Genomic DNA, 13,980 nt, shown 5'->3' with positions numbered 1-13,980 from the left:
TGCCATGCAAAAAGGGGAACTTTACCGTAGTTGCAATCCTCCACCGGATGCCAGGGTTCCACTGAGGTACACCATGAAGGAGGCTCAGCCATGAAGTTTGATCGGTTTGCACAATGGCTAGCCAACCACAGCGGGCGGCCGTTGACCTTCGTTATTGCCTTGATGTTGATCGTTGCCTTGGGCGTAAGCGGGCCTCTATTTCATTTCAACGACACATGGCAGCTGGTTATCAATACGTCGACCACGATCATCACATTCCTGATGGTGTTCCTGATCCAGAATACCCAAAACCGTGATAGCGACGAGTTGCACATAAAACTTGACGAACTATTGCGCACTACCCAGCGGGCGCACAAGGCGTTGCTCGACCTTGAGGATATAGGGTCTGCTGAACTCGATGCGCTTCGAGAGCGATACCAGCAACTGGGGGAACACGACGAAGCGGGGCCGGACAGGGAGGACTCCCATTGACGTGGTCAAGATCAAGCCATGGCGTTGTTCAGATATGGGCAAGACCGTGACGGTGAACAAACCACACTTCTCACACTTCGGAGACTGGATGATGAACAAACCCGACGATCAGCGGCAGAAAGGCCCCCATTCTTCCGATCATTCAACGACGGATCGGGACCTGGGGTTCGATCCGGACTCTCCGGAGCTGGATGACCCTCAAGTGGACCCGCAAGGCCCCGCGAAACCACCCAGGGACGTGGAAAAGAAAGTGTAAGCCTGACTACCGTGGACGAATGCCTGCCGCACCTGCATCCATCTGTTGCCCCGGCTCGTCTTCCACAGCTTGACATGCCTGCCATTCCGGGGCAAACGGCGCGGGCTTGTTGAACTGGCAAACTAGTTTTTTGCCAGTTCATGGGGCAGGAAGCTAGCCAGCAAGGGCTTTGATCAATTGCTCGCTGAAGGCGGGGATATCATCCGGCTTGCGGCTGCTGATCAGGTTGCCGTCCACCACTACCTCTTCATCTACCTAGTGGCCACCTGCATTGCGGATATCATCCTGCAAGGTCTTGTAACTGGTCATCCGTTTGCCCTTGGCCAATCCACTCGATACCAGCAGCCAGGCACCGTGGCAGATTACCGCCAGTGGCTTGCTGGCCGAGTTGTGGCTGTTGACCAGTTTCTGGGCGCCAGGTATCAGGCGGATGGTGACGGAATTTTGTACCCCACCCGGTAGTACGATGGCATCGTAAAGGTCGAGGGGGCGCTGTCGTATATCGCGTCCACCGCAAACCCGTCGGCCGGCTTGTCATGGTTCCAGCCGCGGACAGTGCCTTCCTTGTCACTCAGAATGTCGACCACGGCCCCGTTTTTCTGCAAGGCTTCACGAGGTCCGGTCAACTCCACTTGTTCGAAGCCATCGGTGACCAGAAAGGCTACGCGCTTGCCACTCAGTTTTGCACTCATCGTTCAATCTCCATTTTCGCCAGGTGTGGATGTGGGACGTCTCGGAAGGGGTGAGAAGTTCCAATGCACTACTTCAGCGGTAGGGAGGCTGACCGACTGACCGTTGCGGTTGAACATTGCGCAGCGCTTGGGCTCTCACTAGCAGGGATAGAACGAGGTGGCCGTCATGAGCATCGAACGCAGCATTCCTGAACTTGAAGCCTGGTACGCGCAGTACGACGGCATCAGCTACCGGCGCGAATCGCCAGATGCTTACTACCATGAACTGGTTTGCACCGCCGAGGCGCTGCGGGACGATGGTTCCATTGACTGGGATGACTGGTTGGCGCTGAAGGCATTGGCCGACGAGGCAGATATTCGGGCACTGGAAGATGCCGTGCAGGCTCACGTGAGTGACCCTGACGCATGAAAGCGCTGAAGATCGCCACCTTCAATATCAATGGCATCCGCAGCCGCCTGCCCGTAGCGCGGATCAGTTCGTCGAGCTTCACGTGGATGATGTCGTTATCCCGGTTTTAGGTGTTCTGAATCAGAAAAACCATCAGGAATGTGATGACGGTGGTCCACGTGTTGACGATAAGTTGCCACGTATCTTTGTAGTGAAACCAAGACCCAGATGCAGCCCACATGGCAATCAACACCACGGCGATCAAAAAGGTGTTCGGTTTACCGGCGTGGTTGGCGAGCCATTGGCAAAACTGGGCGAATTTCATGACGTAATCTCCACTGCGATCTAGAGGGTTTGACGGCAGCGGAGTGCTGAAATTTTTTTTACATTACCCGAGGTATTGGGTGAATTCACTAAGTGCAGCGGAACGCCGTTGCGTGCCGGAAAGTCAAAAAAATACTCGAAAACTTTCCCTAGGCTTCTGCGCAGATGACCTTCATCGTCTGGTTCGCCATGCTGGGCGCAGTCTTGCTGCTGCTCGCACTCTCATCCTCCTACCTGCGCTGGATCCCTGTGACCTCGTCTGTAGTGTGCCTTGCCCTGGGTATCGGCCTGGGTACATCGGGGCTGGGTTTTCTTCAGCTGGATTTGAGCAAGTCGAGCGGGTGGATGGAGCACCTCACAGAGGTCGCGGTGTTATTTTCGCTATTCTTCAATGGTTTGAAATTGCGCCTGCCTTTGCACAACCGCCGTTGGTGCAGCGCCTTTTTTCTAGCGGGGCCGGTGATGTTGACGTGCATTGCTGGGGTAACGCTGGTGCTGCATTACGGGCTGAACTTGGGTTGGGGAGTCTCGCTACTGATCGGGGCGATCCTCGCACCCACTGACCCCGTTCTGGCAACCCTGGTGCAGGTGGTTGATGCACAGGACGATGATCTTGTCCGTTTCAGCTTGTCGGGTGAGGCAGGGCTCAACGACGGCGTGGCGTTTCCCTTCGTCATGCTTGGACTGTTCCTGCAACAGGACAATGGACAGGCCTGGTTCAGTGACTGGTTGCTCAAGGACATGCTGTGGGCAGTAACCGCAGGCCTGTTGCTTGGCTACTGGATGGGGCGCGGCCTGGGCAAGCTCACGCTGTTCTTGCGTCTGCGCAACGACGACAGCACCGTCTCGCCCAATGACTATCTGGCCCTTGCCCTGATAGCGTTGGCATACGTGAGCGCCGAGTCGATACAGGCTTATGGGTTCCTCGCAGTGTTCGCTGCGGGCCTGGGTTTGCGGCAGGCGGAGGTTCAGACCGCCAATAGTCCAGAAGAGCCGGCTGCTGAACATTTGGTACAGCCTGTGGTGGGGCACCAGCACGTGGCACCGGAGCTAGCCGTCAAAGGCGATGTGAAAGGGCTCGACGACTCGCAGGTAGCAGCGGGGATCATGTTGGGTGACATGCTGGCTTTCGGTAGCCTGATCGAACGGGCAATGGAAGTATTTCTGGTGACCCTGCTCGGGGTAGTGCTCATTGAGCATTGGGACTGGTGGGCAGTGCTGGTTGCCGGCGCCTTGTTTTTTGTCATTCGCCCCATCAGCATCTTGCTGTTCCCGGCTCGAGGAATGCTAGATATCCGCCAGCGAAGGCTTTTAGGGTGGTTTGGCATCCGAGGTATCGGCAGCTTCTACTACCTGTTCTATGCCCTGAATCATGGCCTGCTTCCCACCTTGGCCGAGCAAAGCATCAACCTGGTGCTGTCAGTGGTGGCGTTGAGCATTATGCTGCATGGGTTGAGTGTCCAGCCGCTCCTTGCCAGATACGAAGCGTCGAAGGAGAGGATCTCCTGATGGCTGCAACTGAAATGTGCCAGGGCAGTCCATTTAAGGCAAAGAGGTGTCTACGAAACCCGGGGCTATTCACCCTGAACAAAACCAGCTCGAATACGTGTGCACCTTAGTCTGTGATCACCTTCAGACCAAACTGATGGATTATGGAATCACTTCAGGCCCTCAGCTCGCCTTTCATATCAACTCTGTCCGAATGGAGAAAGACTTCTCGGCGTATCTGCAGAACGCAATCGACACTAACCGAGCGGGCACCACTGCGAGCGAAGCGCTCAACCTTCGTCTCAAGTTTATCCGTAACGTCCTGTGCTATCGCCTTCCTCGTGATTTTATGGCCATAAGCAAGATCCAGGCGGATGTCTTCACCCAGCGCAATATTGAGCCAGGAGGCTTCAGCTTCTTCTCTGAGCAGATGGAGAACCTTTTTTCACGATCCCTTACTGACGGCGCTGGACGAATATGGGATTCCCACGCAGGTCTCGACGCGTATTAAGAGTTCAATTCTTCCATCTGACAACTTGAATGACCTGCTGAACAAGTTACGACACTTGGCGATCCGCCTGGATGGGATGCAGCTGTCCCCGTTTGAGCGAAGTATTATGAAATGGGCGATTGCCGAGATGTAGCTCTAAGGCGCTGGCAGGGAGCATCTGCAGGGTCAAAGAGTGGTGCGTTCGGCTTCGACTTGTGCCCTGTGAGATGTATTTAAATCGTTGAGCTGGCAATAGGGACTGACGCGCAGTGCGCAAACCTTCGCCTGGTTGCCTGAGTCGGGTCTGGGATGTTACGGACCTTTAAGATTTTTCAATTTTTAAAAAAATATTGTCTGGAGGCGCCGGCGTAGCTTCGAATAATAGTTTTGGTTTTTCTAGCAAATAGCCCTGGAGTTTTCCTTTCTTCCGAGGACCTTCCACCTGACAGACCCAAATATTTAAACCATTGTCGCGTTTCCTGTGGACCTTCAGTTTCTCAAACTGCTTCTGCACCCAGCGCCATTCTTCGATTTCCTGACAGGCGCCCTGCGAGATACCGGGGAATTCCTGCGTATAGCGTTGAAAGAGACCAGGCGTGACCAGAAATACGCTCCCAGCCACCGTGTGGATTTTAGCCTTGCTGTCGTTGATGATCAGCTTGTGGCTGAGAATGCCTTCCTTGACCCAATTCAGGAACGCCTGGCCTGGTCTATGCGATTGATGCGTTAAGGTTTCGACAGCACTTTCTGGCGGTACGTCACGGACCTCAGGCTCTTCCAACTCGAACCTGTCCAGCAACGTGCCGAGGTAATCAGCATCCTCTATCGCCATGGGATCCGGTTGCGGTTGGCTTTGACCTGATTCTGCACCGACTGTCTCGGGCGCTGGTGTTGGTAGCGGGGTGTCAGATGAGTGGTCATGAGCCACAATGTTCACCGTTCCGCTGAACGACATAGGCCGGTCTTCGTCTCCCCAAATCAGTGCCGGCTGAAGGCGCAGAAAAGTGAAACTCTGCTGCCAGGTTCCCTGTGTCACAAGCGCGTTCCAGATGGCTTTACCTTCCGGGGTGGACTCGACCAGTCCATACGATTGCAGCTCGTCGAACACCGCGAGGTTGGACGAGGGAATGCCCTCAATTGATTGCGACAGCAAATAGGCTCGCAGCTTGTCCGTGACCGTCTTGCTCACGAGCCAGAGTGCGTCTTGAGTCAACCAAGCAGCCGCACCCGGCTGGTTGAGTTTCAGCTCGTGCAGAACCAGATGACGCAGTCCGCTGATCAAGTGATGTTGCAGCGAATGAATCGGCGCTTGCAGCGCCTTGCTCGGGTTACCACCGATGTTCTGTGCGGTGGAAACACGGTCTGCCTGCATCACCAACTCACCGAGCACGCCGGCACGTTCGTACTGGCCCGCCAGGACATACAGCAGGCTGGCCCACAGTGGCGGAAATCCACTGAGCCAGTCCAGAATCGGACGGTCGAGAATCTGTGTGTAGAGCAAACCTGCAGCGGCGCCGTGCAAGTGATAGTCACGACCCTTGATGTAACGAAAACGGTAGGGCTGATCCAGGGAGCCCTGCCAAGGATGCCAAACACGGCCATCCTGGCGTTCGACCCGCACGTCCACGGCGATCTTGCCGATGTCATGCAGCAGGGCGCCATAGGCGATGCCTGCCGACCAGGCATCGGTCTGGGCGGCTTGGTCTTCGGGCGCGGCGCCGGTGGGCAGTAGATATGACTGACGCAGTTTCAAACTGCAAGCGACCAGCTCCAGGCCATGGTCGAGCATGCCACCGAGGTACGCATGGTGGTGCGTCTCGCTGGCCGGGAGTAGCTGGACCTGTTCGGCGTAGCGATGGATTGGATTTAAATAGAGCTGGGTGAATTGGGCGTGGGAGAGGGCGGTGTACTGCCAGATGCGATCGAGCAACTGGCGGCGATGCTCCGCTGCTAACAAGCTGTGGGCCGACTCGATGGGCAGGTAACCTTCGGCGACGCTCACGGTCGGTGGCGGAAGGGGCTTCTGCCTTTTGTGGCGAAACAGACTGAGCATCGTGACCTCCGGGAAGTGACTGGATCAGTGGCCTTTTAGCCTTTTCGGGTAGGGCTCTTACCCTTGAATCCCCATTCCCTTCCGACCCTTACCCATCCTTTTGGTGCGTGTCCTTTTGTGCGGCAATCGGAATATTGATACGGCTAGACATCGTCTTGTTGGAGGGCTGGTACGGAAAAGACAAGAGTCGGTACACTGCGGTGCGAATTTTCTCGGGGCTTGCCATGAACCTGACAGACGCCACGCTGGTTTTGCTGCTTGCGGCACGTATCCATGGGACAGACGAAGCCGTCAGAGCCTCGGCGAAGAGCGTGGTCAAGAAGTTGCCGCGCAGTAAGCGCGATCTGATCTACAAGGTGATCGACAGCCGGAGTCCCCTCGAGCTGCTGGATTTTCTGGCGCAGAACCTGGATGCGGAATGACAGGCTGATGGTGTGTGCGCCTCTCTTGTTCTTTGCGTCAGGATCCCGCGGCATGGAGCTTTTCTTCTGAGCATAAAAAGGGCCCAACTCGCGTTGGGCCTTGTGTCGCGTTTGTAACGGTGAGATATCGATTAAGCTCCATCGTTCATGCAAGGCGAGTCATCCAAGACCGCTTGCTTCAGTTGCTGCTCCAGGTTGAGTACATACTCCGAGGCGCTGCGGGCGTGACCACTTGCGCGGAAGATCGCACGTTTGTCAGCCTCGAGCAGGCCGAGCCAGGAGTCGATGTAGCCCTCGTGCCGGAGCTCTCCCGGTATGCCGGTGTAGGCACATAAAAACGCAGCGCCCATTTCGGCGATCAACTCTTCAAACGCGTAGCCTGGTGATCCGTACGGACAGGCTGACGTCACGCCTTCGCGCTGTAACCGAGCGTGATGCCCGGTCCAGTGCGTCAGCTCATGAAGTGCGGTGGCGTAGTACCCGCCTTCCTCATGAAATTGTGCTTTTGTCGGCAGTTGGATGAGATCCCTGATCGGGTGGTAAAAGGCTTCGTCGGTCGGCCGATGAACGATGTGTGCACCTGAACTTAACAGCAAATTTTCCGCGGCGCTGTTGGGCTGGAAGGGATCACTCTGTTCCGTCTCGAACAGGGTTTCATTGAGCATTTCGAGCCCCTCCGTTTGCTCGATGTTGAACAGAAAATGTGTCCTGAGAATGCCGAAGTGAGTGACCTTGGGCTGACCGTTTTCATCGAGTACGGGTTGGCCTAACTCGGTCTGTTCCTCGCGCTCCATCGGCTTGTAGAGCACCGCCAGTGTGCTGTGCTCACCCTTACGGATGTGCCCGCCAGCCTTTTTGGCTTGATTGAAAGTCAGCCAATGATCTTGAGTAAACCCCTGCAACCTGGCCTCGGCCCAGAGCAACGGTAAATTGATCCCAGAATAGGGACGCCGCGTGATGGCGTTGATGGGGTAGGGGTGATGATGACCGACGTCAGCTGAGCCACTTGAGGACCAGGGTTTGATCCAGGGAGCAACGCCTTGGTCTAATGCGGTAACGATCTTGTCAGTCACGTCTTGGTAGATATCGCGCATGGCTATTTCCTCGAGAGAAAAACGGAGGAACGCCGTGCCCGTCGGGGAGGGTTCCCCGATTGGGTGATGTGCTGGATTGATGCAGGTCTTGCATGCCGTCCGAGTGTGGAGGTGGGCGCCGCCAATTGCGCTTAGCGCTTGTGTTCTCCTGCAAGCGCTATCAGCAAGGCGCCAGGCTGACCCGGCTCTTGGAGTAGGCTCAGACTCAATTGCAGCAACGGGTCGTGGTCTAAGTGATCGGTTGGTTCAATGTGGATTATCTCGAACAGCACGTAGGGCTTGTTTGGATAGGCCAGATGGGCTTCGAAGGCTGCGCGCAGTACGTGGCTCAACCGATCGACCTGCAGCTTCTCAGCGTGATCGGATTGCTCGAGCAGTACTGCGCGTTGCCACGCGCCAGGGGTGAACACGATGGGCAACCGAAGGGTGTTCAGTGTTTCCGGTGTAAGTGTGTCGGGCATGGTATGTCTCCGTTGAAACGTGAAGAAACCTGTCCCGTGGGGGAAAAGATTTCCCCGCAGTGGGTTGAAGAAAATCAAGAGGATTTCCCTGACGAGCAGAGCTCGAAAGGCGCTCAGGAGTGCAGTAGGCGTTCATCACCGTAGAAACGGTCACCGTGCGAGCTACCGAACGCTAATCGCACTAGGGGAGAACCATCATCGAAGTGACGTAGCCTTTAAGGTTCTGGCTACCTGGGCGGGGTGCTGTCGATAACAGCGATCCGTACCTTGTATTTAGCCGGACGATTTATACGGGTCCACCTCCGAAGAGACGCTGTTTCACGGGGCTTGTCTTCTGTCTTCCAGTCAAGATTTTTCGGCTGGGCAAACTGATAAACGGTCAGGTACGGACCGTTTTCAGTAGTAGGCTGTTACTCCTGTCTCAACCATGAAAACGCTCAGCAGAGGGCGAGACCATGCCGACTCAGAACCCTATTCAGAATTCACGTGCCCACCGCTGGGCATATACCTGTGGCATGTCGATAAAGCGCGTGTATCGCAATTTGAAAGCGTTTGAGTCCCGCGTGGCTGAGTGTGCGGTGACGGCAGGATTGCCCGCGGGTAAATTACTTGTTCGCGGGAGCTTTCTGATTGCCAAAATGGCAATGATCGGAGGGCTGCTCTTTATCTGTTTCTGGCTGGCCGCTTCTGTTGTGGTGGTGATCGCTGTGATTGCCCTTCTGCAGTCCAAGGCTGTCATCGACACGGATTTTGAAGAGGGCAATCCAGGTCCTGACTACCTTGGGGCTAACTCCTATCTTGGCAACTACGATGACAATGGCCATTACATAGGTCATTTCAAATCATCTGATAACGTCAGGTAAGCTTCTTCGTAGCACCCATCAACTGATCCGTTCCTTTGCCCGCGGCACCATGCGCGGCTTTGCTTGCACCACCTAGCATCCCCTCAAGGCTGTTGCCGATTGAGTAGCCAGCCCAGCTCATGGCGACCAAAAACAGTCCAGGCAGCACCAAGAACATCGCCCCCATCACATACTCGATCACCTGCGCGGTGACAGTCCCATCCATAAACCCGGATGTGGGCAGCGATAACAGCACTTGATTGGACGCCGAGACCTGGTTGTACAAGGTATCGAGCATGCTGGAGTCGACCCAACGAGCCAGTTCCCACCAGAAGCTCAACATGTGCAGCGTGAACAGCGCAAACGTCACGGTCATGACGGTCTTCAGCTGATAGGTACTCACCAACAGAATCAGCGGCAAGCTGATGATGACGCCCATGATCAGGAAGGCCTGCACCATGGGCAGGGCAGCGCGTAGCGCATTCATCGCCGGGAAGTTGCTGAAGGAGCCGAGGGCCAACCCGGTATTGGTGGCCAGGTTATTGAGCCCCTGATTGATCGAGCCGCCTCGGGCACTGGAGCCATAGTCCTGATACACCTGTCCAGGCGACATGGACATCGATTGCTGGCGCGGGCTGACCAGCTCACGCAGGGTGGCATCCTCGATCTCGTTGCTCGAACGACCAGTCAACCAACCTTTCAGCTGAGTCAGCAGCGAGGGATCGACCTGCTGGATCAAGCGCTCGCGCAACCCAACACCGCTATCACTCCACCACTGCTTGCAGGTGGGGTAGCCCGCGCCATTCTCCAGCCGCGGCAAGGAAACATCGCGGCTGTCGTCATACGGCCAACTGACTCGCGGTGTGCGTGAACGATCGGTGTCGTAGTAGCCGGGCGTGTCGAGAAAATAGCTTGAACCGATCCAGGACGCGTCGTGACTCTGTACCTTATCCAACTGCGGACGGTTGGTGAACAACCGAGAACGGGAAAAGCCATAGCAGTCGCGAGTGAAATCGGCGACTTCCTGCAGCAGTACCTGGCTGTCGATGCGCGAACTGTCGATCTCCATGCGCATTTGTCGGATATCTGGTGCGCAAGGGATGGAGGCGGTAGCCGCCGCGGTCACGCCTTTGCTCAAGGCATGCACCAAAAACCACCAGATCGGCACATTGGCGGAGCGTTCGCCGATGGTATTGAAGGTGGTCCCCCAGGCGGTTTCCGCCGGCTTGGCGACACTCACGCCGCAGCGCTGGCTCGCCGCATCATCGAACGCCATTGAGGCGAGGCTCAACGGAAAGACGGGGGCGCAGCCAAATAGCACGACGATGTAGGCCAGCCACAACCGGTTCTCGATCCGCGGCACCGAGAGCAGTCCCTTGTTGCCTTCATCCGCGCCTTGCTGACGGGCAGACAACCATTCCTGCAAGATAATTGCGCCAAAGGGCGCGGCGAATAGCCCGGTGTCGGACAGGGCACTCCAGAGCCCGTTGTTGATGATCCAGGCCAGCAGAGAGAGGTAAAACTCCAGGTAGCTGTTGGTGCTCATGAGCATGGTGGTGACCTCACACTCGGGTGAGTTCGACGCAGGTAAAGAGCACGAGCCCTAATACTCCAATGCGTTTCACGCGCAGTCGATGCTGTGGTCGATGTCGGTAGCGCCGAAGCAGATCCCACCAGAGCGCAAAGAGGGCGGCGTAGAGCAGGGCGCGCCACCACCGCAGATAAGGTCGTACGGATTCGATTGCCTGCTGCCAGACCTCGAAACTACCCAGCGCAGTGCGGCCGATCCAGGCGACCAGTGCGGCGGTGAGGATCATCACCGCGGCAATCCCCAGACCTGAAAGCAGAGTGAATAGCGGTGAGCGTTTCATGGCTCACTTGCGCCTAGCGTCAGCATCATTGAGTCGGCCCGGCTCAGGGTCGCCTTGCTCGACGGTACGCGAAGCATCGGCACCACCGGCATGCCGATCGAGCACCAGGCTGGCGGTATTGGTTGCGAGCATCTGCCGGACCTGCAGCTCGGTTTGTAGCAGACGTATTTCGCGCTCCAGGGCGTCGATATTTTTCGTCAAGGCTGTCTCGGCCGGCTCGGCTGAAGCGATGTTCGGTTCGTGACTGCCCGCCAGCAGGGTGCGCAGTAGCAGCAACGCTTTGTCGAGCACGCTGGACAAGGCTGTCTCACTGGCCAGGCGGCGTGCCAACAGATCTTGGTCAGGATCGTCGCGCAGGGCTTCAATCACGCCACGGGTCACCGGCAGCATCGGGCTGGAGGCTTTCGCCAGGTTGTCAGGGGTAGGCCGCAGTAAGCCCGACAACAGCCCTTGCAGGGCCTTGAGACGTTCGCTGTAGGCCTCCTGGATCAGCGGCGTTAACCCACTGCCAGCGGTAGCACGCAGGGTTTCGCAGGCGTCGCAGGTCGTAACTTCGCTCTCGCCCAACACCCGAACGGCCCACTCGGATTCCTCCTGGGGCGAAGCCCAGGTCTGGCAAATAGCCCCACCCAGGCAATCGTTAACACTGATCGAGGCACTGTCATCCACCGAACGGTTATGCAGCAGGTTATAGCCCGCGCGCACCACGTCGGAAGTCACTCGTATGGGCATCTGCCCATTACCTCCAGCCTTCGAGCCGCCGACCCAGGACACGCCATTGTTGCCGTTGCGGGCCTCGGTGTTTTTCACCGCAGCCACCGCATCGCCACCGGTTTGCTCCAGGTTGCCCTGCATCTCCTGGTTCTTGGCCAGCGCGCCCCAGCCGGCTTGACCGACCTTGTCCGCCATCTTCTCGGCCATGGCCTGGCAGGTCAGCTTGGATCGGTCGAAGTCGATGCGACCCTGCATAACGCCGTTACTCAGCAACTCATAGAGGCCGGGATTGGCGCGCTGGATGATCAACGCTGGCAGCGACATTACCGCTTGGGTCGCGTTCTGCACGATGCTGCTCATGATCTGCTGGAAACCTTCGGTGGCGCCGTTCAGCTGGTTTTGCAGGGTGTTGGTGAGACTCATGTTTCCGCACATCATGTTCGCTCGCCAAGACCCGCCGACACCGAGACCACTGGGTCGGTAGAGCGAACTCGGTGAGCCGACTGCCGAGCCGCCACCAATGGTGTACATGACTCGGTCGTCAAGTACTTCGCCTTGAGTACCCAGGCGGTAAACGCCCTCGGCGGCGTGGGCATGCGTGGCCATCGCGAGCAGTCCACAGAGCAGCAGGCTCTTCACGGCAAGCCATGGTCGCGCGAGAAGCCGGTTCATGAAGCACCGCCTTCGAAGTCGATGGCGAACAGGAAGGTTTGTCCTTCACGTTTGCAGCAGCTATAGGGGCGCCATAGCGACCAGGCGTAGCCGCCATCCGCGCTCTGTACCGGTTCGCTGGGGAAGATGGCGCACGTGGGCTGCACCTGAGGGTAAAGCAATTGCCATTTGTGAGTCGAAGTGTCGTTTTCAACGGTCGGGCCCGGCGGCCAGTAGCCGTCGCGTTTGGCAGGCGTCAGTGGTACGTACACATGCGGCTGCCAATTGCGGGTAATCACATCGCCGGCCCGTTGCGCCATGACGGCGGCCGCCTTGAAGTCGTCGGGCTGTACCAGAAAGCCCTGCCGGGGATAAACGTTGCCCCACATGTTTCCCGAAGCCTGACGACCAATTTCACGGAGCCCCGGCATGAGCGACTCGGGGTAAAGACTTTCTGGGATGCCATGGCGCCAGGCCAGTGAGTCCAAGGTGCTCAGGTAGTAAGGCATGAATGCAGTTGCAACACTAGCGCAGGCATAGCCGGATTGCGAAGCCAGTTGTGTGGCGGCCCAACCTCCGGGGTGGCCGATGCCATCAACGTTCTTGAAGCGGGGTAGGTTGTCACGCTGGGTGTTCGGCGTGATCAGGTTGCCGCCACCTTCCGCACCACTGATGGGAGAGGAGAGGGTAGCCATCTCGGCCCAAGGGTTATTGCCGGTGGTGGCGTAGCTCGAGACCACCAGTTCAGGAATGAAATGACGAACCTTGGTCGAGGTTTTGACTGTGCAGCCGAAGGGCGTGCAGAGGAGCCAGAAACAAATGCCGACGACCCTGTAGTCGAGACAGTTTGGCGAAAGCACGGAAGACGTGATGCTGACGGTGTCCAGCGCCACGCTTGGACCGCACGCCAGCAGGATGCTCAGCGCCAGGGGCCGTAGCTTTGTGGGCGAGATTGACGAGCAGGCAACAGGCATGATCCAGGCTCTCGGTGTATGGCCTGGGCAGGTTCGATTACGGACTGAAGATTGTCAGTGGAAATTATGAAGGCGGATCTATCGGATTTGTGAGCCGTGAGACTATTATTTGACGTGAAGGGCGCTGCGCAGAGTATCGGGTTCTGCAAGTAGCTGATCTGTGGTGATTTCGAGAATATTGGCGAGCTTGCACAGGACCAACAGCGACGGATTGCCCGTGCATCGTTCGATTTGACTGACGTAGGTGCGATCCACCTCGGCCATGAGCGCGAGCTGCTCTTGGGTAAGGTTTTTCACGCGTCGCATCAAGCGGATGTTTTCCGCCAGTTGCAGACGAAGGTGTTCGTAGTCTTGAGCCATGCGCGCAAATTGCGCCTTGAGGGACTCTCAATCCACGGGATATAGTCTACATTGGCATTGATCTAGGCCATTTGATGCTCATGCCTGTTATCGAGCGTTCATTTGGCGTGGTTAAGCTTGTCAAAGTTGGCCCCAACGTCTAACAATAAATCAGAAATCTAGGGTGTGTATGGACGAAATCTACATTTCAATTCCGGCGGCGGATGGTTGCTCGGGCCTTCTGACACCCTGGGGCAACGAGTTTGCCCCGATGATCGAGCGTGGCGTGCAATGCGCTCAGGCTTGGCTTGATACGCCCGGTGAGATTCCCCTGTGGTGGGAGCTGGCGCAAACCCGCAAGACCTTTCCTGTCGGTGACTGCCAGGATGCCTTCGAAGCCGGATTCTTGTTGAGGATTCAGCAGCGGCTCCGGAGCGTATCGCAATAACC

At 56.9% G+C, this 13,980-nt stretch carries 16 protein-coding genes and 2 pseudogenes; 8 read left to right on the top strand and 10 right to left on the bottom strand.

The features are described from left to right. The first annotated feature begins 90 nt into the window (after nucleotides 1-90). Together A9971_RS28470 and A9971_RS32805 are read left to right on the top strand one after the other, a co-directional pair. A complete protein-coding gene (locus tag A9971_RS28470; protein ID WP_183000280.1) occupies nucleotides 91-471 on the top strand; it encodes a low affinity iron permease family protein in 381 nt (126 codons plus the stop codon). A 91-nt stretch (nucleotides 472-562) separates the two neighbouring features. Further along, the gene (locus tag A9971_RS32805) at nucleotides 563-727 is read left to right on the top strand and encodes a DUF6021 family protein (RefSeq protein ID WP_220802902.1); all 165 of its coding nucleotides are present in this window, start codon (nucleotides 563-565) and stop codon (nucleotides 725-727) included. A 153-nt stretch (nucleotides 728-880) separates the two neighbouring features. Here A9971_RS32805 and A9971_RS28460 read toward each other — a convergent pair. Continuing rightward, nucleotides 881-1,419: pseudogene (locus tag A9971_RS28460) on the bottom strand (type 1 glutamine amidotransferase domain-containing protein). Between the two features lie 166 nt (nucleotides 1,420-1,585). Here A9971_RS28460 and A9971_RS28455 point away from each other — a divergent pair. Then, nucleotides 1,586-1,828 carry a hypothetical protein gene (locus A9971_RS28455; protein ID WP_183000279.1) on the top strand — a complete coding sequence of 81 codons (243 nt, stop codon included), beginning with the start codon at nucleotides 1,586-1,588 and terminating at the stop codon, nucleotides 1,826-1,828. Here A9971_RS28455 and A9971_RS33375 read toward each other — a convergent pair. Then, nucleotides 1,825-2,132, bottom strand: a pseudogene (locus A9971_RS33375) (low affinity iron permease family protein); the annotation flags it as partial. The gene A9971_RS28455 and the pseudogene A9971_RS33375 overlap by 4 nt on opposite strands. 164 nt (nucleotides 2,133-2,296) lie before the next feature. Between A9971_RS33375 and A9971_RS28445 the strand changes: the two are divergent. Further along, entirely contained in the window at nucleotides 2,297-3,640 is a 1,344-nt protein-coding gene (locus tag A9971_RS28445) for a sodium:proton antiporter (protein WP_183000278.1), read from the top strand. Between the two features lie 46 nt (nucleotides 3,641-3,686). Beyond that, a complete protein-coding gene (locus A9971_RS28440; RefSeq protein ID WP_183000277.1) occupies nucleotides 3,687-4,130 on the top strand; it encodes a hypothetical protein in 444 nt (147 codons plus the stop codon). 301 nt (nucleotides 4,131-4,431) lie between these two features. Here A9971_RS28440 and mobH read toward each other — a convergent pair whose 3' ends face one another. Continuing rightward, entirely contained in the window at nucleotides 4,432-6,162 is a 1,731-nt protein-coding gene (mobH, locus tag A9971_RS28435; protein WP_183000276.1) for a MobH family relaxase, read from the bottom strand. A gap of 224 nt (nucleotides 6,163-6,386) precedes the next feature. Here mobH and A9971_RS28430 point away from each other — a divergent pair, with 224 nt between their 5' ends. Continuing rightward, on the top strand, nucleotides 6,387-6,584 hold the full coding sequence (locus tag A9971_RS28430; protein WP_174395415.1) for a hypothetical protein: 198 nt from the start codon (nucleotides 6,387-6,389) through the stop codon (nucleotides 6,582-6,584). 131 nt (nucleotides 6,585-6,715) lie between these two features. Here the strand turns inward: A9971_RS28430 and A9971_RS28425 are convergent, their stop codons facing one another. Together A9971_RS28425 and A9971_RS28420 are read right to left on the bottom strand one after the other, a co-directional pair. Further along, nucleotides 6,716-7,678, bottom strand: coding sequence for an ArdC family protein (locus tag A9971_RS28425; protein ID WP_183000275.1), 963 nt, complete (start codon nucleotides 7,676-7,678; stop codon nucleotides 6,716-6,718). A gap of 131 nt (nucleotides 7,679-7,809) precedes the next feature. Next, a complete protein-coding gene (locus tag A9971_RS28420) occupies nucleotides 7,810-8,139 on the bottom strand; it encodes a hypothetical protein (protein ID WP_183000274.1) in 330 nt (109 codons plus the stop codon). 455 nt (nucleotides 8,140-8,594) lie between these two features. On the opposite strand from A9971_RS28420, the gene A9971_RS28415 reads away from it, so the two are divergent. Further along, on the top strand, nucleotides 8,595-9,002 hold the full coding sequence (locus A9971_RS28415; protein ID WP_174395418.1) for a DUF3742 family protein: 408 nt from the start codon (nucleotides 8,595-8,597) through the stop codon (nucleotides 9,000-9,002). On the opposite strand, the gene A9971_RS28410 is transcribed toward A9971_RS28415, so the two are convergent. The 5 genes from A9971_RS28410 to A9971_RS28390 all read right to left on the bottom strand — a co-directional run bounded on the left by A9971_RS28410 (nucleotide 8,995) and on the right by A9971_RS28390 (nucleotide 13,551). Then, complete coding sequence (locus tag A9971_RS28410) at nucleotides 8,995-10,533, bottom strand: conjugal transfer protein TraG N-terminal domain-containing protein (RefSeq protein WP_183000273.1); 1,539 nt, start codon at nucleotides 10,531-10,533, stop codon at nucleotides 8,995-8,997. The genes A9971_RS28415 and A9971_RS28410 overlap by 8 nt on opposite strands. A gap of 10 nt (nucleotides 10,534-10,543) precedes the next feature. Then, complete coding sequence (locus A9971_RS28405) at nucleotides 10,544-10,852, bottom strand: hypothetical protein (RefSeq protein WP_183000272.1); 309 nt, start codon at nucleotides 10,850-10,852, stop codon at nucleotides 10,544-10,546. 3 nt (nucleotides 10,853-10,855) lie between these two features. Beyond that, nucleotides 10,856-12,238 carry an integrating conjugative element protein gene (locus A9971_RS28400; protein ID WP_174395421.1) on the bottom strand — a complete coding sequence of 461 codons (1,383 nt, stop codon included), beginning with the start codon at nucleotides 12,236-12,238 and terminating at the stop codon, nucleotides 10,856-10,858. Continuing rightward, on the bottom strand, nucleotides 12,235-13,191 hold the full coding sequence (locus A9971_RS28395; protein WP_174395422.1) for a TIGR03756 family integrating conjugative element protein: 957 nt from the start codon (nucleotides 13,189-13,191) through the stop codon (nucleotides 12,235-12,237). Before A9971_RS28395 ends, A9971_RS28400 begins: the two co-directional genes overlap by 4 nt. Before the next feature lie 105 nt (nucleotides 13,192-13,296). Continuing rightward, a complete protein-coding gene (locus tag A9971_RS28390) occupies nucleotides 13,297-13,551 on the bottom strand; it encodes a helix-turn-helix domain-containing protein (RefSeq protein WP_174395423.1) in 255 nt (84 codons plus the stop codon). Between the two features lie 169 nt (nucleotides 13,552-13,720). Here A9971_RS28390 and A9971_RS28385 point away from each other — a divergent pair, with 169 nt between their 5' ends. Then, nucleotides 13,721-13,978 carry a LasR-specific antiactivator QslA gene (locus A9971_RS28385; RefSeq protein ID WP_174395424.1) on the top strand — a complete coding sequence of 86 codons (258 nt, stop codon included), beginning with the start codon at nucleotides 13,721-13,723 and terminating at the stop codon, nucleotides 13,976-13,978. Nucleotides 13,979-13,980 lie beyond the last annotated feature (2 nt).

This window comes from Pseudomonas sp. UME65, from assembly GCF_014170225.1.
In the GTDB taxonomy this organism is placed as follows: Bacteria; Pseudomonadota; Gammaproteobacteria; order Pseudomonadales; family Pseudomonadaceae; genus Aquipseudomonas; species Aquipseudomonas protegens.
Note: the sequence above shows the minus strand (reverse complement) of the source record. Positions and strands in the feature narration are given on the sequence as shown.